The organism is Nonomuraea sp. JJY05 (genome assembly GCF_043496855.1).
In the GTDB taxonomy this organism is placed as follows: Bacteria; Actinomycetota; Actinomycetes; order Streptosporangiales; family Streptosporangiaceae; genus Nonomuraea.
The window spans coordinates 103,021-123,520 of sequence record NZ_JBIEIS010000021.1; the positions used below are offsets into that span (position 1 = coordinate 103,021).

Consider the following 20,500-nt stretch of genomic DNA (forward strand, 5'->3'; position numbering starts at 1 on the left):
GTGACGATGTATTTACCTGGCGTTACTGAGATGGTGGGCGGGCCGGGCGGCCTGTGTCAATGCGGTGGAGACGAATCCCTGCATGGGGGCCGGGCGCACGGGCAGCAGGCCGGCGTAGAGCAGGTCCACCATCGGCATCGGCCGGGGGTAGCAGAACACCGACGAGCCCGTGCGGAGGATCGACGGGGTGTCGATCACGAAGGGCAGCTCGGCCAGGAGGAAGGGCAGGGCGTGCTCGGCCTGCTCGCGGGACAGCTCCGGCACGGCGACGATCGGCCGTACCGCGTCCATGCAGTGCTCCCTGAAGGCCGGATCGGTGGCGAACAGCCGCTCCAGCCGCGTCCTCGCCCCGTCGTAGGCCGGGTCGGCGGCCAGCTCGTTCCAGTCGAACACGGTGGCGTCGGGCGGGTCGAGGGAGTCGAGCGCGCGGATCACCCGGTTGCGCGTGTTGTTGGCCGCCGCTCTCGCCTTGGCCCCGGCCTTGGCCGCCGGGCAGCCCCTGGCGACCAGCGTCCCGGTCAGCTCGACGCCGGGCACGAGGACGTGGACCCGCGTGAACGTCCGGGTCGCCCAGTCGAGGAGGCGTCTGATGGTGCTGGGGGTGAAGTATCCGTTGAGCGCGCTGACGCCGATCACGGCATGCTCGCGCTCGTCGAGGATCTGGGCGCATCGCGGGGTCAGGGGTAGTGGTTGCACGCTGAACACGGCAACGGACAGTAGCAAGCTTTTACTCTGCGTATGCTTACTTTTTAACGTGTGCTTGAGGGGTCCGTAAGTCGGCTACACTCGTACACGCAGCAAGGGGCTATGGCGCAGTTGGTAGCGCGCCTCCATGGCATGGAGGAGGTCTGGGGTTCGAATCCCCATAGCTCCACCCCGACCCGACCGCCTCTCCTCACCTCAGTGGGCAGGGGCGGTTTTCTGTTGTATCCTGTTGGGCCAGGTAGAGCTGGCCGAGCCGGTCGATGCGCCAGAGCTGGCCGAGCGTGACCAGCGTGGCGCCGAACACCGTCGGCCAGAGGTCGAGCGCGATCAGCCCCCAGGTGAGCAGGGCGAACCCCGCCGAGCCGACCCCGATGAGCAGCCGCTGCACGTTCCGGTGGTCGCCGCTGATCAGCGACCGATCGCGCAGCCACAGCTTCTCGCCGTAGATCCCCCGGGCCGACCAGCTGCCGGGCCGCTCGATCGCCGGGAAGACGTGCGGGTTGACGGCCAGCCAGACGACGACCAGGCCCACCGGGACGAGGGCCCACCAGCCGATCCACTGCCTGCTCCAGATGGCCGCGATCATCAGCGGGATGGCCGCGAACCTGGTCCAGACGCTCCACGGGTTGGCGTGCCGCTTCCACGCCTCGTCCGTCATGCCCGCGGCCTGCGCGTACTTCTTCAGCACGTTCATGCGATGAGCCCCCTGGCCAGCGCGTTGATGGTGGCCTCGACCACCTGGGGGTGGTCGGGGCCGAACCTGTCGCGGTCGAGCACCAGCAGGCCGGCCGTGCGCAGCACGCAGACCAGCACCTCGGGTGGGGCGTCCGCGACGATGACGCCGTCGGCCTGCCCCCGGGCGAGGTAGTCGATCAGCGGCGTCAGCAGGTGAGGCGTGACGCGGGCGACCTCCTCGGCCCCGACCCTGCGCGCCACCGCCTCCAGCTCCTCGGGCCGGGTGAGCAGGCGCCAGTAGAACGGGTCGGTGGTGAGCACGTCGATCAGCTCGCGCATGATGTGGGCGAGCGCCTCGACACCGGGCGGCCGGTCGAGGGCGGCGGCCAGCCGCTTGCCGAGCACGGGCGCCCGGCGGATCATCACCTCCTTGTACAGCTCCTCCTTGGACTCGAAGAACGCGTAGAAGCTGCCCTTGGCGATGCCCGAGGCCGCGACCAGCTCGTCGAGCGAGGTCTTCTTCAGGCCCTGGGTGGCGAAGAGCTCTTCGGCGGTGTCGAGCAGCGACGCGGTGATGCGCGCCCGGTCCTCGGGCGTGAATGCCACAGCCATGTGTGTCCCTATGACTGGATCGAATATTCAGTCATAGCCTAGCACTCCTGGAGTTGTCGAATGCGTGTTCGTATAATGAACGGTATGGATATCGACACGCAGGACCTGCCCGAGCTCTGGCGCCCGCCCGTCGTGGAGCACGCCACGGCGGCGCGCTACCTGCTGGCCTGGGGCGACGACGCCGAAGGGGTGCGATGGGGATTCCTGCTCTGGCCGCCGCAGGCGAGCGAGGGCGCGCGATGGGTGCACTGGGAGGAGATCCGCCCGGTCACGGGAGAGGACTACAGCGCGGTGCCGATCGCGGGTCCGTGGATGTGACCTCGCGGAAGGGAGAACCTCTGACTAAAGTCAGAGGTATGGACGGTGTGGCGATCGGCCAGGTGCGCAGGTTCCAGCGGACCGTGACGCAGCGGATCGGGGCGCTCAACGACAGGTTCCTGGCCCGGGATCGGGCGCTCGGGCAGTCGCGGGTGCTCTGGGAGATCGGGGCGGAGGGCAGCGAGGTGCGAGCCCTGCGGACGCGGCTCGACCTCGACTCCGGCTACCTGAGCAGGCTGCTGCGGTCGCTGGAGGCCGACGGGCTGGTGGCCGTCGACGACGGCGGCTCCGACGGCCGGGTGCGCACGGCCCGGCTCACGCCTGCGGGGATCGCCGAGCGGGAGGAGCTGGATCGCAGGTCCGAGGAGGCGGCGGCGGCCATCCTCGAGCCGCTCACCGACGCCCAGCGCGACCGGCTCGTGGCCGCCATGTCCGAGGTCGAGCGCCTGCTGCTCGCCTCCATGATCGGGATCGACGTGCTCGACCCGCGCCATCCCGGCGCCCGCCACTGCCTCCAGGCCTACGCCGGCGAGCTGGCCCGCCGGTTCGAGGGCGGTTTCGATCCGGCCCGCAGCATCTCCGCGACCGACGCCGAGCTGCGGCCCCCGGCCGGGATGCTGCTGGTCGCCCTGCTGCACGCCGAGCCGGTCGGCTGCGTGGCCCTCAAGCTCCACCGCGAGGCCGGGTCCGCCGAGATCAAGCGGATGTGGGTGGACCCGGCCGTGCGCGGGATGGGGCTGGGGCGGCGGCTGCTCGCCGAGGCGGAGGGGAAGGCGGCCGCCCAGGGCGTCCGCACGCTGCGGCTGGAGACCAACCGGGTGCTCACGGAGGCCGTCGCCCTCTACCGGGCCAGCGGCTACCGGGAGGTGGCGGCGTTCAGCGACGAGCCGTACGCGCATCACTGGTTCGAGAAGCGCCTGCCTCGACCGGGGGGTTGAAGCGGTGATACCCGGGGGCGGTCCAGCCGGCCGACACGGTCCCGCCCAGGTGCGCATACTCCTCCAGCTCGAAGCGCACCATCCGCTGCTCCCCCCATTCCACCCGGGCCCGGCCCGTGAGCTGCAGCGTCTCCCCACGCTCCCAGTCGACGAACAGCAGCCCGGCCGCCGGGTCCAGCTCCAGGTTGCCCAGCGTCATGTACATCGAGTTGCCCTGGTAGTCCGGGAACTCCAGCGATCGCGCTCCCGTCACCCGGACGAAGCCGGGGTTGCCGCCTCGGTGTGACACGTCCGTCCCGAGCCCTTCGGCCCGCGTGGCGATGAAGAACGTGTCCGCCTCGGCGATCCACCTACGGTGCCGGTCCGGCAGCGCGATCCCGCGCCCCAGCCCCGCGGGCTCGCCGGGAGCGGAGGTGGGGGAGCGGGTCTGGATGTACTTGGGGCAGTTCGAGTAGACCTGCTCCGTCCACACCACCAGGGCGTCGCCGGCCCGCACGGCGGTGCCGTTCACGCGCATCCGGCGCCGCGTGTGCGGCTCGATGGCGATCAGGCCGATGTCCCGTTCCCGCTCGAACAGCCCGTGCAGCGGGTCGTCGGCGCCCGGCAGGGCGTGCAGCACGATCGTGCGGTCGTCCGTCGCGGAGGCGAACCCCGCCGGGCCCGTGAGCACGCCCGCCCACACGTGCCCGCCGTCGTCGGCCGCCCCCACGACGATCATGTGCTGGTCCCGCAGGAACTCGGCCGCCGGCTCCGGGATCTCGGGGCGCGTCCGTGAACTCCCGTGGTCCTCCAGCCGCACCCCCGCCCGGCGCTGCACGGCCACCTCGCCCGGATGCCTCATTAGAAGAACCCGCAGGTCGGCGCGTCGGAGCTGGGCGCGGGCCGGTCACCCGCGCCGTCCGGGGCGAAGATCTCCAGCCGGATGCCGTCGGGGTCGGCGAAGAACACGCCGCCCGACGAGGCGCCCTCGCGGTGCGGCACGACGCCGTCGTGGTAGAGGGTCGCGCCGATCTCCCTGATCACCGTCTCCGCCCGGCGTACCGCGTCGAGGTCGGCCACCTGGAACGACAGGTGGTGCAGCCCCGGACGGGCGGCCTCGAAGCGGCCGGCGCTCTGCTGCCAGAGCGTCAGCACCAGCGTGCCGTCCTGGGCCAGGAACGCGTACCGGCGGCCGTCCTCCTGCGACTCGCCCGCCACCGTGAAGCCGAAGACCCGCGTGTAGAACTCTTTGGACTTGTCGAGATCGGTGACGTTGAGCCCGATGTGCCCGGTCTGGAAGGACATGCCACTCTCCTCTAACGCCTGCACGGCCGAGTTGCCGTTAGAAAGAGACTATAACGGCAACTCGGGCTTGCAAACGTTAGATTTTCTTGTGCTCCCTGTAGTGCCTGGCCGCGCGGGCGCGGTTGCCGCAGCCCGTCGAGCACCACTCCTGGCGCGGGTGCTCCTTGACGAAATAGAGCACGCAGCGCGGCGCCTGGCAGGTGCGGACCAGGGCGCGGTCCGGCCCCGCGAGGAACTCGACGGCGGCCGTGGCGAGCCGGGCGAGCAGCCGGGCGCCGGGGTCGGCCCGCGTCGCGGGCACGGTGGCGAGGGACGGCTCGCCGTTCCAGTGCAGCTGGGGTGCGGTGGGGGCGGCCAGGGCGGTGGCGTTGACCAGGGCCAGCGACTCCTCGAACCCGGGCAGGGTCGCCGCGTCCGCCCGGCTCGGCGGCTCCGGCGCCACGGCCTTGGCGAGCAGCGCGCGTACGGCCTGGCGCAGGCGCACCGTCTCCTGGCGCAGCTCCTCCGTGACGGTGAGGTCGCCGAGGTCGGGCGCGTGCGTCCGCACCCAGGCCGTCATGCCGTCCAGGTCGGACAGCCTGTCGGTCAATCCGGAGCGCTCGGCCCTGATGGTGCTGACGAATTCGAGGGTCAGGGACATCCTCCCAATCTAACGCCTATTCAGTCGGTCACCCGTTAGGCAAAACATGCGTGGTCAGAAAAATTGCGGAGTCCGCACTTTTGTCGTACGGTCAGCGCATGAGCGGACTCAGAGAGCGGAAGAAGCAGGCCACGCGCGAGGCGCTGATGGCGGCCGCCCTCCGGCTGGCTCACGAGCGCGGGCTGGAGCGCGTACGCGTCGAGGACATCGCCGCCGAGGTCGGCGTCTCGCCCCGCACGTTCAACAACTACTTCTCCAGCAAGTACGAGGCGATCACCGCCCGCCACACCGACCGCATCAGCCGTTCGGTGGCGGCGCTGCGGGCGCGGCCGCCGCAGGAGCCGCTGTGGCAGGCGCTGACCGAGGCCATGGTCGAGCCCTGGGCGCTGGCCCGCACGGACGTGGCGCCCGACCCCGAGTTGCTGGCGAGCATCAGGATGCTGGCGGATGAGCCCGCGCTGCGGGCCGAGTCGCTGCAGGCGGTGTTCGCCGGCAACAACGAGCTGGCCGCGGCGGTGGCCGAGCGCACCGGCACCGACGCCGCCCGCGACCTCTACCCCCACCTCGTCGCCGTCGCCGTGGGCTCCGCCGTGCAGACGGCCGTCGCCCACTGGCTGCGATCCGACCCGCCGGTCCCGCTCGTGCCCCTGTTGCGCGAGGCCCTGCGCGCGCTTGCCGCGGGGCTGCCCGATCCTTCCCTCTGAGGAGACCACATGGACATCGTCATCGTCGGCGGCGGCCCCAACGGGCTGATGCTGGCCTGCGAGCTCGCCCTGGCCGGGGTGCGCCCGACCGTCGTCGAGCGCCTGCCCCGGCGCAGCGACCAGCCCAAGGCCAACGGGATCATCGGCCAGGTCGTCAGGCTGCTCCACCAGCGCGGCCTGGCCGTGGAGGACGCGCCGATGCCGGCCTTCGTGTTCGGCGCGCTGCCGCTGAACCTGGCCGGGCTGGCGGACAACCCGCTGTACGGGGTGGGGATCAAGCAGCCCGCCCTGGAGGAGCTGATCGAGCGGCGGGCCGTCGAGCTGGGCGTGGAGATCAGGCGCGGGCACGAGCTGCTCGGCTTCACCCAGGCCCCCCACGGCGTCTCGGTGGAGCTGCGGGGGCCCGAAGGCGCGTACGAGCTGCGCACCCGCTACCTGGTCGGCTGCGACGGCGCGCACAGCACGGTCAGGAAGCTCGCGGGCATCGGCTTCCCCGGCGTCACCTCGACCGACGTCGTGAGCCGCAGCGCCCACGTCACCGTGCCGGGCGCGACGATCCGGCCCGGCACCGTCGAGCTCGAGGTGCCGGGGGTGGGCACGTACGTGCTCTACACCTGGCACAGGACCGAGCGCGGCGCGTACGCGATCCTCCCCGCGGGCCCCGGGACGCTGCTGGTCAGCTCCATGGAGTGGGACGCCTCGGCGCCCGACGACGACGTGCCGGTGACCGTCGGCGAGGTGCGCGCCAGCCTGGCCCGCGTGCTCGGCGCCGACCTGCCGCTCGCCGAGCCCACCGGCGAGGGCCCGCACCTGCTCAGGAGGCTCAAGGGCCGCAACACCCGCGTCGCCGACCGCTACCGGGAGGGCAGGGTCTTCGTGGTGGGCGACGCCGCCCACGTCCACTCGGCCATGGGCGCGCCCGGCCTCAACCTCGGCCTGCAGGACGCCGCCAACCTGGCCTGGAAGCTGGCCGCCGAGGTGCGCGGCTGGGCGCCGCCCGGGCTGCTCGACACCTACGACGCCGAGCGCCGTCCGGCCGCCCTGCGGGTCGCCACGCACACGCAGGCGCAGCTCGCGCTGGCCGCGCCGGGGCCCGAGATCACGGCGCTGCGTGAGGTGTTCGGTGAGCTGCTGGGCGACGACGACGCCCGCCGCCGGATCGCCGCCATGATGGCCGGAGCGGACCTGGCCTACCCGGTGCCCGCGCCGGCGCACCCCCTGGCGGGGCGGTTCCTGGCCGACCTGCCGGCCGAGCCGGCCGCCCGCGCGTGGCCCGTGCTGCTCGACGGGACGGGCGGCCTGCGCGTGCGGCACGGGCGCGTGCACGTGGTGCCCTTCGAGGGCGACGGCGCGGTGCTGGTGCGCCCCGACGGCTACGTGGCCTGGGCGGGTAACCCCGACGAGACGCTCGACGAGGCCCTGAGGACCTGGTTCGGCGAAGGCCTGGAGGTGGCGGCCTAGACCGGGCGGCGGCCCACCCCGGCCAGGATGCCGCCCTTGGAGAGGTCGTACGAGCCGCCGGGGGAGCCGTCGGCCGTCCAGTCGGCCACCGGCACGACGCCCGGGCCGAGCAGTTCCAGGCCGTCGAAGTAGGAGGCGATCTCGTCGTAGCCGCGCCGCGCGAGGCCGCCCGAGGTCGTGCCGGAGTAGACCTGCTGGCCGGCCGTCGCGACGTCGTCCATGTCGTGGCCCGCGTACAGGAGGTGCGACAGCACCAGATGGCCGCCGGGCCGCAGGCGTTCGCGGATGCGCGCGGCGATCCGGTCGGCCTCGGCGTTGTCGTGGATGAAGTGCAGCACCGCGACCAGCAGGACGGCGTACGGCTGGGAGAGGTCGAGGTGCTCCGCGACGCGCGGGTCGTCCAGGATGGCGTCGGGGTCCTTGAGGTCGCCCTCGATCGCCAGCACGTCCGGGTCCCTGGCCAGCAGCGCGCGGGCGTGGACCAGCACGATGGGGTCGTTGTCGACGTAGACGACGCGCGAGCCGGGGGCGTGCCGCTGGGCCACCTGGTGCACGTTGTCCTGGGTGGGCAGGCCCGCGCCGATGTCGACGAACTGGCGCACTCCGGCCTCGGCGAGCATGCGTACGGCATGACCGATGAAGGCGCGGTTGGCCAGGGCGATCTCGCGGGCGTCGTTGCCCATCCGCCGGCCGATCTCCATCATCTTCTCGGCCGCCTCGCGGTCGGCGGCGAAGTTGTCCCGGCCGCCGAGGTAGTAGTCGTACATGCGGGCGACGCTGGGCACGTTCGGGTTGATCCCGGCGGGTACGCGGTCCGCCTCGGCCATGTGACGACCCTTTCTAGTCGATCTTCCTGGGGCCGATTGTAGGGCCGAAATGTGGCTTTTGTCGGAGGAACTCAGAGTCGCCGGAACGTGTGCCGGTACGCCAGCGGCGAAACCCCGACGGCCGCGTGCAGATGCTGCCGGAGCGAGACCGCCGTCCCGAACCCCGCCTTCCTGGCCACCTCCTCCACGCCCAGGTCGGTCGTCTCCAGCAGGTGCCTGGCGTGCTGGACCCGCTGGCCGTTCAGCCACCTGGCCGGGCTCACGCCGGTCTCGTCGCGGAAGCGCCTGGTGAACGTGCGCACGCTCATCCTGGCGTGCTCGGCCAGCGCCGTCAGGTCGAGCGGGTGGTCCAGGTGGGCCAGCATCCAGTCGCGGGTGGCCGCCGTGCCGCCGCCCGCCTCCGGCAGGTGGCGGTCGATGTACTGGGCCTGGCCGCCGTCCCGCCAGGGCGGCATGACGCAGCGGCGGGCCGCGCGGTTGGCGACCTCGCTGCCGTGGTCGTTCCTGATCACGTGGAAGCACAGGTCGAGCCCGGCCGCCACGCCCGCCGAGGTCAGCACGTCGCCGTCGTCCACGTACAGCACGTCGGGGTCCAGCTTCACCCGCGGGAAGAGCTGCGCGAAAAGGTCGGCGTTGCGCCAGTGGGTGGTGGCCGGGCGCCCGTCGAGCAGGCCCGCCGCCGCCAGCACGAACGCCCCCGTGCAGATCGACATGATCCTGGGCCGTCCCTGGAGCGCCGCGGCCAGCGTCTCCGAGATCGTGCCGTCCAGCAGCGCCCGGCCCGCGTGGACGCCGGGCACCACGACCGTGTCGGCGGTGTCGAGCACGTCGAGGTCGTAGTCGGGCAGCACGCTGTAGCCCGCCGAACAGCGGACCGGCATCCGCCCCTCCGAACAGGTCACCACCTCGTACAGCTTCTCGCCGTCCGCCGTCTCGGCCGTCCCGAACACCTGGCCGGGCACACCGAGGTCGATCGTGGCGAAGTGGTTGAGCACGACGACTGCCACGCGATGTGTCATGGCCGGATTCTTTCACATATTGACCATCCGGCCACTCGTGACCTTGTAAGTGGATAAAGCAGGATTGGCGCATGACGTTGAGCACCACCGCCCCCACGCGCCGCCTGCACCGGGCCTGGTTCGTGGCGGCCGTCGCCTTCGTGGCGATCCTGGGCGCGGCCGGGTTCCGTGCCACCCCCGGCGTACTGATCACCCCCTTGCAGGAGGAGTTCGGCTGGTCGGCCGGCACGATCTCGCTGGCCGTCTCCGTCAACCTGGTGCTCTACGGCCTGACCGCCCCCTTCGCCGCCGCCCTGATGGACCGCTTCGGCATGCGCCGCGTGGTCTCCCTCGCGCTGCTGCTGATCGCCGCGGGCAGCGGCGCGACCGTGCTGATGACGGCGAGCTGGCAGCTCCTGCTGTTCTGGGGCGTGCTCGTCGGGCTCGGGACGGGCTCGATGGCGCTGGTGTTCGCCGCCACGGTGGTGGACCGCTGGTTCGTCCGGCACCGCGGGCTGGTCACGGGCGTGCTCACCGCGGCCGGCGCCACCGGGCAGCTGATCTTCCTGCCCGTGCTGGCCCAGCTCGCCGAGGGGCCGGGGTGGCGCTTCGCCTCGCTGACCGTGGCCGGTGCGGCGCTGGCGGTGGTGCCGTTCGTCTGGTGGCTGCTGCGCGACCACCCTGCCGACGTGGGCACGACGGCGCTCGGCGAGGAGCCGGGCGCGGTCCGCACCGCGCCGCCGGGCAAGGTGAACGCGGCGGTCAGGGCCGTCACCGTGCTCGCCTCGGCGGCCAGGACCCGGCCGTTCTGGCTGCTCGCCGGCGGTTTCGCGATCTGCGGCGCCAGCACGAACGGCCTGGTCGGCACCCACTTCATCCCCGCCGCGCACGACCACGGCATGGCCGAGCCCATGGCGGCCGGCCTGCTGGCGGTCATCGGGATCTTCGACATCGCGGGCACGATCGCGTCCGGCTGGCTCAGCGACCGGATCGACCCCAAGGTGCTGCTCGGCGTCTACTACGCGCTGCGCGGGCTCTCCCTGATGGTGCTGCCGAGCCTGTTCGCGGCCACGACCGAGCCCAGCATGCTGATCTTCATCGTGTTCTACGGGCTGGACTGGGTGGCGACCGTGCCGCCCACGGTGGCGCTGTGCCGGCGGATCTACGGGGCCGACGGCGCCGTGGTGTTCGGGTGGGTGTTCGGCTCGCACCAGGTGGGCGCCGCGTTCGCCGCGGTCGCCGCCGGGCTCACCCGTGACCACCTGGGCGCTTACGACCTCGCCTGGTACGGCGCCGGCGCCCTGTGCCTCCTCGCTGCGGGCATGTCCGTGGCGATCAGGCATGCTAGGGAACGATGAATTCTGAGCTTTATGTCCTGCCGCTGGTCGTCAGGATCGAGAGGGCCACTCCTCCCGAACGCACCGACGCGCTGGAAGCGGCCGCCATGGCCGTGCTGAGCCTGCTGGACGACCCCGGCGAGTGGGCCGCCGAGCTGCACTCCTGGCAGTCCACCGGCAAGATCCGCAAGGTGGTCCGCCGGGCCAGGGGCGCCGAGTGGCGCAGGGCGGTCGCGCTGCCGGGGCGCACCGTCGAGCACCGCACGGCCGAGGTGCGCGTACATCCGCCCGTGCCGCTCGACGGCTGGCCACGGGACCTCGCGCGGCTGCAGGTGGGCGGCACCGAGCTGAGTGACAGCGCCGATCCGCCGACCGCGGAGCCGCCGGTCCTGTGGGCCAACCCGGGCCTGGACATGTCCGCGGGCAAGGCCATGGCGCAGGCCGGCCACGCCGCCCAGCTCGCCTGGTGGGCCAGCGACGCGGCCGAGCGGGAGGCCTGGCGCGCCCGCGGCTTCGCGGTGTCCGTGCGCACCGCGGCCTCCCAGGGCGACTTCGACGCCATGGCCGCCGCGGGGCTGCCCGTGGTGCGCGACGCCGGGTTCACGGAGATCGAGCCGGGCTCGTGCACGTTCGTGGCCGAGGCGCCCTGGCTCTACGGACGCGTCGCCAGATCGTGAAGGGGCGTCCTGGCTGTGCGGATGCGTCGCCAGATCGTGAAGGGGCGTCCTGGCTGTGCGGATGCGTCGCCAGATCGTGAAGGGGCGTCCTGGCTGTGCGGACGCGTCGCTAGATCGTGAAGACGTCCGCCAGCACGCCGCCCGCCGGGGTGATCCGCGCGGGTGACGGGCTGTCGTACACGACCATGAGCCTGCCGTCGTCCAGCAGTGCCAGCCCTTCGGGGTGGTCGCACTTCACGCCGTAGGGCAGCTCGATCACCGTCTCCAGCTCGCCCTCGGGGACGACGCCCTGCCTGGTGCCGGGCCGCCAGCGCACGATCCGTACGGGACCGTCGAGATCCATGGTCGGGCCGGCGAGGATCAGCAGCGAGTCCCCGTCCGGGCAGAGGTCCCGCACGCCCAGCCCGCCCAGGTCCAGGAAGTGCTTGCGGTACGGCTCCCGCAGCCGCAGCCGTGACCTGCCCGCCTCCTCCAGCCGCAGCTCCAGCAGCACCGCCCACCCGCGCAGCACGGGGCCGCGCAGCCCGAGGTAGATCCGCTCGGACACGACGGCGATGCCCTCGACGTCGAGCCCGTTGTCCTTGCCGGGCAGCTCCAGGAACGGCGCCAGATGCCGGTCGCCGCGCAGGTGCGTGGTCAGGTTGTCCTTGCCTGAGAGGATCGTTCCCGGACCGGGCGTCTCGCCGTGGAGCGGCAGCCGGGTCAGGATGAACCGGTTCTCCTCCCTGACCACCGTGGCCAGCCGGTCGGCGGCCTTCTCCGGGTCCTTCGACTTGACCTTCCTGCGCTTGAGGCTGTGCGAGCCGACCAGCCAGAGGTAGCCGTTCGCGCGGGCCAGGCCCTCGATGTCGGCCTCGTCCTCGGGGCCCGCCGGCAGGTCCACGTAGTCGGCCAGCGGGAACGTGCGCTGCGCGCCGAAATGGTCGCCCGTCCACGTCAGGTGCTCGAAGGTCGCGGTCTCGTCGCCGGCCACCCAGAGACCGGCGGAGCCCTGCCGGATCGCTGAGAGATTCGTGTGCGTTTGGGACGCTCGCGAGGCGTGGTCGAATCGCAGCTCAACCTGTTCCACGTCGCCCATGATTGCACTTCGGTAGCTTCCAAGGCGCAATGGCCGGATATGTCGTACGCTCCGCTCGTGCTCGATGGGGAAGAAGAGATCAAGGGTTCCCAAGTGAGGACCGCGGCGAGGCCCGGAACCCCTGCTTCTCCGCCCAAACGCTCCCGTATCGGAGATCTCCGGATGCGGGTGGTGTACCGGGGGCTCGCCGCGATCGGCCTGGTCGTGGCCGCGGCCGCGACGCTGGTCGCGGTGCTCCCGTCAGGGCCGGACGAGGTCGCGGCGGGGCCGGTAACCGCGCCGCCGGCCGCACCGTCCTCGTCCGGCCCCGCACCTTCCACCGTGGAGCCTTCCTCCCCGCCTGCGACGGCTTCCTCTCCGCCCCCCACGGCGGAGACTTCCTCCCCGCCTCCCACGGTGGAGGCGACGCCCTCGCCCGGCTCGTCGCTCGCGCCCGGTTACACGGCCATGGAGGCCCTGTACGCCGACCCGCGCGTCCCCAAGCTGACGCGCCGGATCAAGCGGATGTCCCTGGCCTCCCCGACCAGGAAGCTCGTCAAGGACAAGCGCATCGGGCTGGCCGTGCCGAACCTCTCCGAGCCGTGGAAGTCGTACGGCGCGGCGCCGTTCACCACCAAGCAGGTGCTCCCCAAGACGCGCGCCGGCCTGCGTGGGATGTTCGTCACATGTCCGCTCCCGATCATGCGGCAGAAGTCCCCGCGCGACACGGCGCTGCTCGCGGCCCGCTGGACCCTCAACCACCACCCGGAGGGCGCCAAGATCTCCTGGCTGGCTTCGCAGCCGGTCAAGCGCGGCTGGATGCTCGTATATCGCGTCAAATACGGAAGGCATCAGTCGCGGGCGGCCGTCGTCGTGATGGACGGGGGAATGAGTAAGCCGGGACTGGCGTTCGTCTCAGTGCCTGACTCGCAGCGCAAGCAGTGGCGAGACATCGGCCGCGTGGTCGCCGGGGTGCGTGTTCTAGGCTAAAAGGATCATGTATGCGGCGATGTGGGGAGTGACGCCGTGGAACGCTCGGGACCGCCGCAGGCATCCAAGAACGGCAAGGGCAAACCGCCCTGGCGTTCGGAGGGCCTGCCCGGCACGCCCGGAGGCCGGCCCAAGATCAACTGGTGGCGATTCGTCGTCACCTTGCTCGTGGTGTACGCGGGCTTCTTCGTCGTGTCGTCGTTCGTCGACAGCGGGTCCGTCGAGACGATCTCGTACACGGAGTTCACCAAGCAGGTGAACGCCAAGAACGTCAAGGACATCTACGCCCAGGGCCTGTCCGTCGAGGGTGACCTGCGCTCGGCGGCGAAGAACCCCGAGAGCAGCGAGTCCTACACGAAGTTCGCGACCGAGATCCCGGCCTTCGCCAACACCGACCAGCTCGACCAGCAGCTGGCAACCGGCCAGGTCGAGATCACCTCCAAGCCGATCACCCGTGGCTTCTTCTCCAACCTGCTGCTCTCGCTGCTGCCCGTGCTGCTGCTGGCCGGGCTGTGGATCTGGGTCATGCGCCGCGGCGCCAGCCTGATGGGCGGCGGCCTCGGCGGCATCGGCAAGTCCAAGGCCGCCAAGCCGGTCGAGGCCGGGCAGGTGCGGGTCACGTTCGACGACGTCGCGGGCATCGACGAGGTCGAGAACGAGCTCGTCGAGATCGTCGACTACCTCAAGGACCCCGGCAAATACCGCCGGCTCGGCGCGAAGCTGCCCAAGGGCGTGCTGCTCGCCGGCCCTCCCGGCACCGGCAAGACCTTGCTGGCCAGGGCGGTCGCGGGCGAGGCGAAGGTGCCGTTCTTCTCGGCCAGCGCCTCCGAGTTCATCGAGATGATCGTGGGCGTGGGCGCCTCGCGGGTGCGCGACCTGTTCGAGGAGGCGCGGAAGGTGGCGCCGTCGATCGTGTTCATCGACGAGATCGACGCCATCGGCCGGGCCCGCGGCGGGGCCGGCGGCCTCGGCGGACACGACGAGCGCGAGCAGACGCTGAACCAGATCCTCACCGAGATGGACGGCTTCTCCGGCGCCGAGGGCGTGATCGTCATCGGGGCCACGAACCGTCCCGAGGTGCTCGACCCGGCACTCCTGCGTCCCGGGCGCTTCGACCGTACCGTCCAGGTGGGGCTGCCGGACGCCGCCGGCCGTACCGCCATCCTGGAGGTGCACACGCGGGGCGTGCCGCTGGACGGCGAGGTCAGCCCCGACCAGATCGCCAAGACCACCCCCGGCATGACCGGCGCCGACCTTGCCAACCTGGTCAACGAGGCCGCCCTGCTCGCCGCCAAGCGCGGTAAGGAGAAGGTCACGACGTCCGACTTCGCCGACGCGCTGGAGAAGCTGCAGCTCGGCGCGGCCCGCAGCATCGTGATGCCGGAGGAGGAGCGCACCAGGACCGCCTTCCACGAGGCCGGTCACGCGCTGCTCGGCATGCTCCAGCCGGGCGCCGACCCGGTCAGGAAGATCTCGATCATCCCGCGTGGGCGGGCGCTCGGGGTCACGCTCTCCACGCCCGACACCGACCGGTACGCCTACGACGAGCAGTATCTGCGCGGGCGCATCACCGGCGCGCTCGGCGGCATGGCGGCCGAGCAGGTCGTGTACGGCGTCATCACCACGGGCGCCGAGAACGACCTCGAACAGGTCACCATGATCGCCCGGGGCATGGTCGGACGCTGGGGCATGTCGGAGAAGGTCGGCCCGCTGACCATCCTTCCCAACGACGGACAGCAGCCGCAGGCCTCGCCCGCGACGCTCGCCACCGTCGATGAGGAGGCGCGGCGGATCGTGGACGAGTGCTACGAGCGGGCGATCCAGATCCTCACCGACAACCGCGGCAAGCTCGACGCCATCGTCAAGGCCCTGCTCGAACACGAGACCCTCGACGAGGCCGGCGCGTACGCGGCGGCGGGCCTGATGTCCTCGGCCGCCCCCACCCCCGCGGGCTTTTCCGAGAATTAGCGCAAATCGGGCATTGCTCCGGCCCCGGTCAGGGCAGCTCTCCCGGAACAACGATCGGGGGACTGTCGTGACACTGACTGACGAGCTCCTCGCCGAGCTCGGAGACTCAGGGCTGGAGCAGATCGCCGGGATGCTCGGCACGGACACGACCACGGCCCGCGACGTGGTCGAGGCCGTGTCGGGCGTCATCGTCGGGGGCATGGCCCGCAACGCCCGCCACCCGGACGGCGCCGACGCCCTGCGCGCGGCCCTGGACGATCACGTGGACACCGACCCGTTCACCGGCGACGTGGCCTCGCTCACCCGCGACGGGCACAGCATCCTCGGCCACGTCCTGGGCGGTCAGGGAACGGAGCAGGCCGCGGACGGGCTGGCGCGGTTCGCCGGGGTCGATGCGAGGCTCATCATGAGGCTGCTGCCCCTCGTCGCGCCCATGATCATGTCCCTGCTGGCCAACCGGGCCGCGAGCCGCGACATGAACGCGGGCGCCATGGCCGACGACCTGGACCGCGAGCAGCCGGGCCGCGCGGGGGAGCTGGGCGAGCTGCTTCAGGGCCTGCTCGACGCGGTCTTCGGGGGTGGGGTGCCCGCGCAGGGCGGTCCGTACGAGTCCCGCTCGCCCTTCGACACCGCCACCGGCACCGCCACCACCACCGCCCCTGGCACCGCCACCGCCCCTGGCACCGCCACCGCCCCTGGCACCGCCACCGCCCCTGGCACCGGCACCGCCCCTGGCACCGCGGGCCGCCGGGGCGCCCCGGACGGCCACGAGGACGGGGACGGTCGCGTCGGCTCTGAGGAGGAGAACGGACGCGTCGGCGGCTTTGCGGACGAGGACGGTCGCATCGGCGGCCTTGAGGACGAGGACGGTTGCGTCGGCGGCTTGGCGGACGGGGACCCGCACCACGAGGTGGCGCCTGGCACCTCGAACCCCGACTGGTGAGTGACGCACCGCAGGTCAACGGTAGGCTTATGCGGTGATCGTTCTGGCCTCAGCCTCCCCCGCCCGCCTCGCCCTTCTCCGCAGCGCCGGCCTCGACCCCAAGGTGATCGTCAGCGGCGTCGACGAGGACTCGTTCTCCGCGCACACCCCGGCGGCGCTCAGCCTCGTGCTCGCCAAGGCCAAGGCGGAGGCCGTCGCGAACGAGCTCGACGAGGGCCTGGTCATCGGCTGCGACTCGATCCTGGAGCTGGACGGCCGACCCTACGGCAAGCCCGCCACGGCGGAGGAGGCCACCGAGCGGTGGCGGCTCATGCGCGGGCGCACGGGGCGCCTCGTGACGGGCCACTGCGTGATCGACGTGGCCGCGGGCAGGCAGGCGGCGGAGGTCGCCACCACCGTGGTCCGCTTCGGCCAGCCGTCCGACGAGGAGATCGCCGCGTACATCGCCACGGGTGAGCCGCTCAGCGTGGCGGGGGCCTTCAGCATCGACGGGCGCGGCGGGTGGTTCATCGAGGGCATCGAAGGCGACCACGGCAACGTGATCGGCATCTCGCTGCCGCTGCTGCGTGACCTGTTCGCGGAGCTGGGCTACGCGGTGACGTCGTTCTGGCGCTAGCCTGCCGGGCATGCGATCACTGCGCGACTTCACGTCCGGCGTCGGCTTCTTCTTCCAGGGGTTGGGGTGGGTCGCCAGGCACGGGCGGTGGTGGCTGTTCGGGCTGATCCCGGCGCTGATCGCGTTCGCGGTGTACGTCACGGCGCTGGTCCTGCTGGGCACGCACGCCACCGACCTGGCCACCTTCCTGACGCCGTTCGCGGAGTCGTGGAGCTGGCGTGACCTGTTCCGGACGCTGGTGGGGATCCTGCTGTTCCTCGGTGGGCTGGCGCTGGCCGTGCTGACCTTCACCGCGATCACCCTGGCGATCGGGGAGCCGTTCTACGAGCGGCTGTCGGCGGAGGTGGACCCGCTCCCGGACGCCGACGAGCAGCCGTGGTGGCGCACCCTGCCCCGCTCGATCAGGGACAGCCTGATCACGCTGTTCTACGTGCTCCTTTTCACGATCCCGCTCTTCATCCTGGGCTTCGTCCCGGTGATCGGCCAGACGGTGGTGCCGGTGCTCGGGGCGCTCGTCTCGGGCTTCTTCCTGACGGTGGAGCTCACCACCCTGGCGCTGGAACGGCGGGGGCTGGCGCGCAAGCAGCGCTTCGCGCTGTTGCGCGCTAACAAGGCCAGTGCGCTCGGGTTCGGGGTGGTGGGATTCCTGCTGTTCCTGGTGCCGTTCGTCGCCGTCATCGCCATGCCCGCCGCCGTAGCCGGCGCCGCCCTCCTCGTCCGCACCCGCCTAACCCCCACCCCCTAACCCCCCCAGCCCGTCGCCTTTGGTCCGTCGCCTTTGGTCCGTCGCCTTCGGTCCGTCACCTTCGGCCCCTCGCCCCCAGCCCGGCGGTGGACGGTTGGTCGCCCAGCCCGACTGTTCCGAGCTCGGATCGCTACGGTGGTTCGGCCCTGTCTCGAACCGGTGGACGGTCGGTGCGCCCAGTCCGCCGCTCCCCGCCGGCCACGAGACGGCAGGCAAGGCCCAGACCAGTCCCGCGCTTCACTGCGATTCGCTCGACGAAGGGGGAGCCCGATTTTTGCTCAGCGGCATCGCCATGAGCACGCCGCAGTCCTTCCTCATGGCCTCCTGCACGCCACCGGCAAGCTCCTGCACCACCTCGGATCAGGTTGCCCCCAGCTCCACCGCCTTCCTATGACAGAGCCGACGGCGAAGGCCTTTCACCTCCACTCGAAACACGCGCACTCTCAATCCGTGCAGCCCTCATGCCATCCACGCCTCAAGCAGCAGAACCAGCACCACCACCGAGGAGCCCAACCCAAAACCCATCCGCAGTTATCCACAGCCCAGCCTTGGGCGCCCCTCACCATCCCCAGAACCGAATTCGGCCCCGATTCCGGAGCCGCCGCCCAGGCACCCTAAGGACCCATGACGACCAACCACTCCACCCCTACTCCCAACCCCACCCCTGCTTCCGCCTCTGAGGACTCCCGCCCCACCACCGCCGCTCCCTCGCCGTCGCCTTCAACCCCCTCCTCGTCACCGCCCTCCTCCTCATCCAGCTTCACCTCCCTGGAGCCCTGTCTCACCCTCACCAGCCCCACCGACATCCTGGCCGCCGTGCCATACCTCGTCGGCTTCCACCCGAAGACCAGCCTCATCGTGATCGGCCTCGATCGTCGCCAGGCCAAGCTGGTGGCCAGATGGAGTCTGCCGTTCCCCCCGGGCACTCTCGCCTCCTTGGAGCCCGTCTTCGACCGGGAGGGCGTGACGGAGATCGTCGTCGTCGGCTACGGCCCGGGGGAGCTGGTGACACCGGCAGTCGACGAGGCCAGACTCCTCGCCACCACCACCGAGCTTCATGTCGGGGAAGCACTACGAGCACACGAGGGTCGTTACTGGTCCTACATCTGCGACCTCGCGACGTGCTGCCCGGCCGAAGGCACTCCGTACGACCTGACCACCAGCCAGATCGCCGCCGAGGCGACCGTACGCGGCCTGGTGGCCCTCCCCGATCGCGAATCCCTGGAACGTACCATCGCCCCCATCGCAGGTCCCGTACGCATGGCCATGCGACGAGCCACAGCCGACGCGACCGCAGGATTCCGGGCCGACCTGACAGCCGCCACAAACCTCGACACCTTCGCGACGCAGTTCATCGCCGAAAGCCTGAACAGAGTCCGATCAGCCCTCCAGACCCACGAGGAAGGCGGCCGTCTGGACGACGCGGAGGCGGCGAAGCTGGGCCTGGCCCTGTCGATCACCAGGGCCCGTGACGAGGCCTGGACCCTCATGCAAGATTCCCACGCCCTTCTCTGGAAAGACCTGACCCGCAGGCTGGAGCCCCGCTTCATCCCACCGGCCGCGTCCCTCCTGGCGATGGCTTCCTGGCGCGCGGGCAACAACGTCCAGGCCACCATCGCCCTGGAACGCGCCCTGACCATCGACCCCAGCTACTCGATGGCCAACCTCCTCATGCACGCCCTCCAAAACCTCCTGTCTCCCACGATCCTCCGAAACCGCCTTCCCACCCCGGCCGAGCTCGACGCCGCCATGGGCCCACCCCACCCCTCCTGGCTCCTCCCCCTCGTGAACCTCCTGGACGAAGACGACCCTCCTTCCCCGCCCGAATGAACACCCGCCCACCGCCAATCGGAACCACCGAGCAACGACGCAGTGCGGGCGGCCTGACCCGTACTGGGGGACGGATCGAAGGGGCTTCTCAGCTTGCGTGGTCTTAAGGATCGGATCGAAGACAAGGGATTCGACGCGCCCCGCGAGCACGTGCGACGAGGATGGCCTGTAGTCCGACCGCGCCGAGACGGCGAGAGAAGTGCTCCACTCCGTGATGCGGCGAGAGCCAGGTCACTGCAGTGGGAAGCGGATCGGCACCGAGGACACTCGCGTGGTGGAAGGCATGCGGCATGTCGTCGTAGATGTCGAGGCTGACCGTTCCTGCGACATCGGACACGACTTCCGCGAACCGCCGCGCGTCATCGAGGAGAACCTCTTTCGAAGCCGGCTACGACCAGCAGCGGTGGCAGCCCGCGAAGATTGCCGTGGAGAGGGAATTGGGGTCTCTGATCCGGCCGGGCATCGGGCGGTGACTGCGTACGGACGTGGTCGAGCACAGTCCGGTTGACGACGTCCGGGCCGTCGTTGGCGTCGATCGAAGGGCTGGACGGCGTGAGGTCGGTATGGGGATTGGCGTACTCGAATCCGCCTCCGTGGACGTAAACCGTAACCCGTGCGCAGACACGTCACCGGCAGCCGACTCCTGCGTAGCGGCGACCCATGTGCCAGGAATGCCACTGTGGGCTGCTGGTTGTGAGTTGTCTTTCGGCGGTGTCAGCCGGCACTGCACCGATCGCCAGTCAGCGTCCGCCAACGGGGTGAGCCGCTGGCGGACGGCGGTGGGGTCAGCTGCCGGTGCCTTCTTCACGGCGGCGGCGCTCGTTGTAAGCGCGCATGCGTGGCGGATATCCGGTGAGTTGAACATCGTAAACCGGGAGGGCAAGATCGCGGGCAACCTTGTGGATCACGGCGGGGGAGCCGACCCTGCGCCTGGTCCATTCGCCGTCGTCGGCGACCGCCATGGCGGTCGTGTCGGTGGCGAAAGTCTCTGGCTCGACGTAAAACTCGACGCCACGCCGCGAGCGGGCAAAAGCGATAAGCGCTTCGATGTCGGCGTCAGTCGCCTCACGGTCGAACTTCGCGACCTTCGGGCCGCGCAGTCGACGAATGCCGTAGCGGTCTCGCCATCTCATGAATCCTTTTTATACCGTCTGGAGCCTCTGTGCGTCGGGGAC

General features: G+C 71.0%; 22 protein-coding genes and 1 tRNA gene. 13 read left to right on the forward strand and 10 right to left on the reverse strand.

The annotated features are described in order from the left end of the window. Positions 1-12 precede the first annotated feature (12 nt). Positions 13-723 (reverse strand): tRNA-dependent cyclodipeptide synthase, encoded by a 711-nt coding sequence (locus ACFKCF_RS31240; protein ID WP_394498837.1) that lies wholly within the window; start codon positions 721-723, stop codon positions 13-15. Between the two features lie 78 nt (positions 724-801). On the opposite strand from ACFKCF_RS31240, the gene ACFKCF_RS31245 reads away from it, so the two are divergent. After that, positions 802-874, forward strand: a tRNA-Ala gene (locus ACFKCF_RS31245). A gap of 21 nt (positions 875-895) precedes the next feature. Here ACFKCF_RS31245 and ACFKCF_RS31250 read toward each other — a convergent pair. Together ACFKCF_RS31250 and ACFKCF_RS31255 are read right to left on the reverse strand one after the other, a co-directional pair. Next, positions 896-1,399, reverse strand: coding sequence for a DUF6653 family protein (locus ACFKCF_RS31250; protein WP_394498839.1), 504 nt, complete (start codon positions 1,397-1,399; stop codon positions 896-898). Further along, complete coding sequence (locus ACFKCF_RS31255) at positions 1,396-1,992, reverse strand: TetR/AcrR family transcriptional regulator (RefSeq protein ID WP_394498840.1); 597 nt, start codon at positions 1,990-1,992, stop codon at positions 1,396-1,398. Before ACFKCF_RS31255 ends, ACFKCF_RS31250 begins: the two co-directional genes overlap by 4 nt. A gap of 84 nt (positions 1,993-2,076) precedes the next feature. Here ACFKCF_RS31255 and ACFKCF_RS31260 point away from each other — a divergent pair, with 84 nt between their 5' ends. Together ACFKCF_RS31260 and ACFKCF_RS31265 are read left to right on the forward strand one after the other, a co-directional pair. Then, entirely contained in the window at positions 2,077-2,310 is a 234-nt protein-coding gene (locus ACFKCF_RS31260; protein WP_364840653.1) for a hypothetical protein, read from the forward strand. A 38-nt stretch (positions 2,311-2,348) separates the two neighbouring features. After that, entirely contained in the window at positions 2,349-3,248 is a 900-nt protein-coding gene (locus tag ACFKCF_RS31265) for a GNAT family N-acetyltransferase (RefSeq protein ID WP_394498842.1), read from the forward strand. Here the strand turns inward: ACFKCF_RS31265 and ACFKCF_RS31270 are convergent. The 3 genes from ACFKCF_RS31270 to ACFKCF_RS31280 form a co-directional block, all read right to left on the reverse strand. Next, entirely contained in the window at positions 3,187-4,089 is a 903-nt protein-coding gene (locus tag ACFKCF_RS31270; protein WP_394498844.1) for a pyridoxamine 5'-phosphate oxidase family protein, read from the reverse strand. The genes ACFKCF_RS31265 and ACFKCF_RS31270 overlap by 62 nt on opposite strands. After that, positions 4,089-4,532 (reverse strand): VOC family protein, encoded by a 444-nt coding sequence (locus tag ACFKCF_RS31275; RefSeq protein ID WP_394498845.1) that lies wholly within the window; start codon positions 4,530-4,532, stop codon positions 4,089-4,091. Before ACFKCF_RS31275 ends, ACFKCF_RS31270 begins: the two co-directional genes overlap by 1 nt. A gap of 76 nt (positions 4,533-4,608) precedes the next feature. Next, on the reverse strand, positions 4,609-5,172 hold the full coding sequence (locus ACFKCF_RS31280) for a CGNR zinc finger domain-containing protein (protein ID WP_394498846.1): 564 nt from the start codon (positions 5,170-5,172) through the stop codon (positions 4,609-4,611). Between the two features lie 98 nt (positions 5,173-5,270). Between ACFKCF_RS31280 and ACFKCF_RS31285 the strand changes: the two genes are divergently transcribed. Together ACFKCF_RS31285 and ACFKCF_RS31290 are read left to right on the forward strand one after the other, a co-directional pair. Continuing rightward, positions 5,271-5,876: a TetR family transcriptional regulator gene (locus ACFKCF_RS31285; RefSeq protein ID WP_394498847.1), complete on the forward strand. Its 606-nt coding sequence runs from the start codon at positions 5,271-5,273 to the stop codon at positions 5,874-5,876. Positions 5,877-5,885: 9 nt separating this feature from the next. Beyond that, positions 5,886-7,337 carry an FAD-dependent monooxygenase gene (locus tag ACFKCF_RS31290; RefSeq protein WP_394498848.1) on the forward strand — a complete coding sequence of 484 codons (1,452 nt, stop codon included), beginning with the start codon at positions 5,886-5,888 and terminating at the stop codon, positions 7,335-7,337. On the opposite strand, the gene ACFKCF_RS31295 is transcribed toward ACFKCF_RS31290, so the two are convergent. Together ACFKCF_RS31295 and ACFKCF_RS31300 are read right to left on the reverse strand one after the other, a co-directional pair. Next, positions 7,334-8,164 carry an SAM-dependent methyltransferase gene (locus ACFKCF_RS31295; protein WP_394498849.1) on the reverse strand — a complete coding sequence of 277 codons (831 nt, stop codon included), beginning with the start codon at positions 8,162-8,164 and terminating at the stop codon, positions 7,334-7,336. The genes ACFKCF_RS31290 and ACFKCF_RS31295 overlap by 4 nt on opposite strands. Before the next feature lie 71 nt (positions 8,165-8,235). Beyond that, on the reverse strand, positions 8,236-9,183 hold the full coding sequence (locus ACFKCF_RS31300) for a GlxA family transcriptional regulator (protein WP_394498850.1): 948 nt from the start codon (positions 9,181-9,183) through the stop codon (positions 8,236-8,238). 71 nt (positions 9,184-9,254) lie between these two features. On the opposite strand from ACFKCF_RS31300, the gene ACFKCF_RS31305 reads away from it, so the two are divergent. Beyond that, the gene (locus ACFKCF_RS31305) at positions 9,255-10,520 is read left to right on the forward strand and encodes an MFS transporter (protein ID WP_394498851.1); all 1,266 of its coding nucleotides are present in this window, start codon (positions 9,255-9,257) and stop codon (positions 10,518-10,520) included. After that, complete coding sequence (locus tag ACFKCF_RS31310) at positions 10,517-11,176, forward strand: peptidyl-tRNA hydrolase (RefSeq protein ID WP_394498852.1); 660 nt, start codon at positions 10,517-10,519, stop codon at positions 11,174-11,176. The genes ACFKCF_RS31305 and ACFKCF_RS31310 overlap by 4 nt, the downstream gene beginning before the upstream one ends. Positions 11,177-11,285: 109 nt before the next feature. On the opposite strand, the gene ACFKCF_RS31315 is transcribed toward ACFKCF_RS31310, so the two are convergent. Beyond that, positions 11,286-12,254, reverse strand: a complete 969-nt coding sequence (locus ACFKCF_RS31315; protein WP_394498853.1) for a DUF3616 domain-containing protein — start codon at positions 12,252-12,254, stop codon at positions 11,286-11,288. Positions 12,255-12,416: 162 nt separating this feature from the next. On the opposite strand from ACFKCF_RS31315, the gene ACFKCF_RS31320 reads away from it, so the two are divergent. The 6 genes from ACFKCF_RS31320 to ACFKCF_RS31345 all read left to right on the forward strand — a co-directional run bounded on the left by ACFKCF_RS31320 (position 12,417) and on the right by ACFKCF_RS31345 (position 19,325). Next, the gene (locus ACFKCF_RS31320) at positions 12,417-13,223 is read left to right on the forward strand and encodes a hypothetical protein (protein ID WP_394498854.1); all 807 of its coding nucleotides are present in this window, start codon (positions 12,417-12,419) and stop codon (positions 13,221-13,223) included. A 36-nt stretch (positions 13,224-13,259) separates the two neighbouring features. After that, on the forward strand, positions 13,260-15,191 hold the full coding sequence (gene ftsH, locus ACFKCF_RS31325) for an ATP-dependent zinc metalloprotease FtsH (RefSeq protein WP_394498855.1): 1,932 nt from the start codon (positions 13,260-13,262) through the stop codon (positions 15,189-15,191). 67 nt (positions 15,192-15,258) lie between these two features. Further along, positions 15,259-16,134 (forward strand): DUF937 domain-containing protein, encoded by an 876-nt coding sequence (locus ACFKCF_RS31330; protein ID WP_394498856.1) that lies wholly within the window; start codon positions 15,259-15,261, stop codon positions 16,132-16,134. Positions 16,135-16,168: 34 nt separating this feature from the next. Further along, entirely contained in the window at positions 16,169-16,750 is a 582-nt protein-coding gene (locus ACFKCF_RS31335) for a Maf family protein (RefSeq protein WP_394498857.1), read from the forward strand. A 10-nt stretch (positions 16,751-16,760) separates the two neighbouring features. Beyond that, positions 16,761-17,495, forward strand: a complete 735-nt coding sequence (locus ACFKCF_RS31340; RefSeq protein WP_394498858.1) for an EI24 domain-containing protein — start codon at positions 16,761-16,763, stop codon at positions 17,493-17,495. A 624-nt stretch (positions 17,496-18,119) separates the two neighbouring features. After that, positions 18,120-19,325, forward strand: a complete 1,206-nt coding sequence (locus ACFKCF_RS31345) for a DUF4192 domain-containing protein (protein ID WP_394498859.1) — start codon at positions 18,120-18,122, stop codon at positions 19,323-19,325. Positions 19,326-20,110: 785 nt separating this feature from the next. On the opposite strand, the gene ACFKCF_RS31350 is transcribed toward ACFKCF_RS31345, so the two are convergent. Beyond that, positions 20,111-20,458, reverse strand: coding sequence for a hypothetical protein (locus ACFKCF_RS31350; RefSeq protein ID WP_394498860.1), 348 nt, complete (start codon positions 20,456-20,458; stop codon positions 20,111-20,113). Between the last annotated feature and the right edge of the window lie 42 nt (positions 20,459-20,500).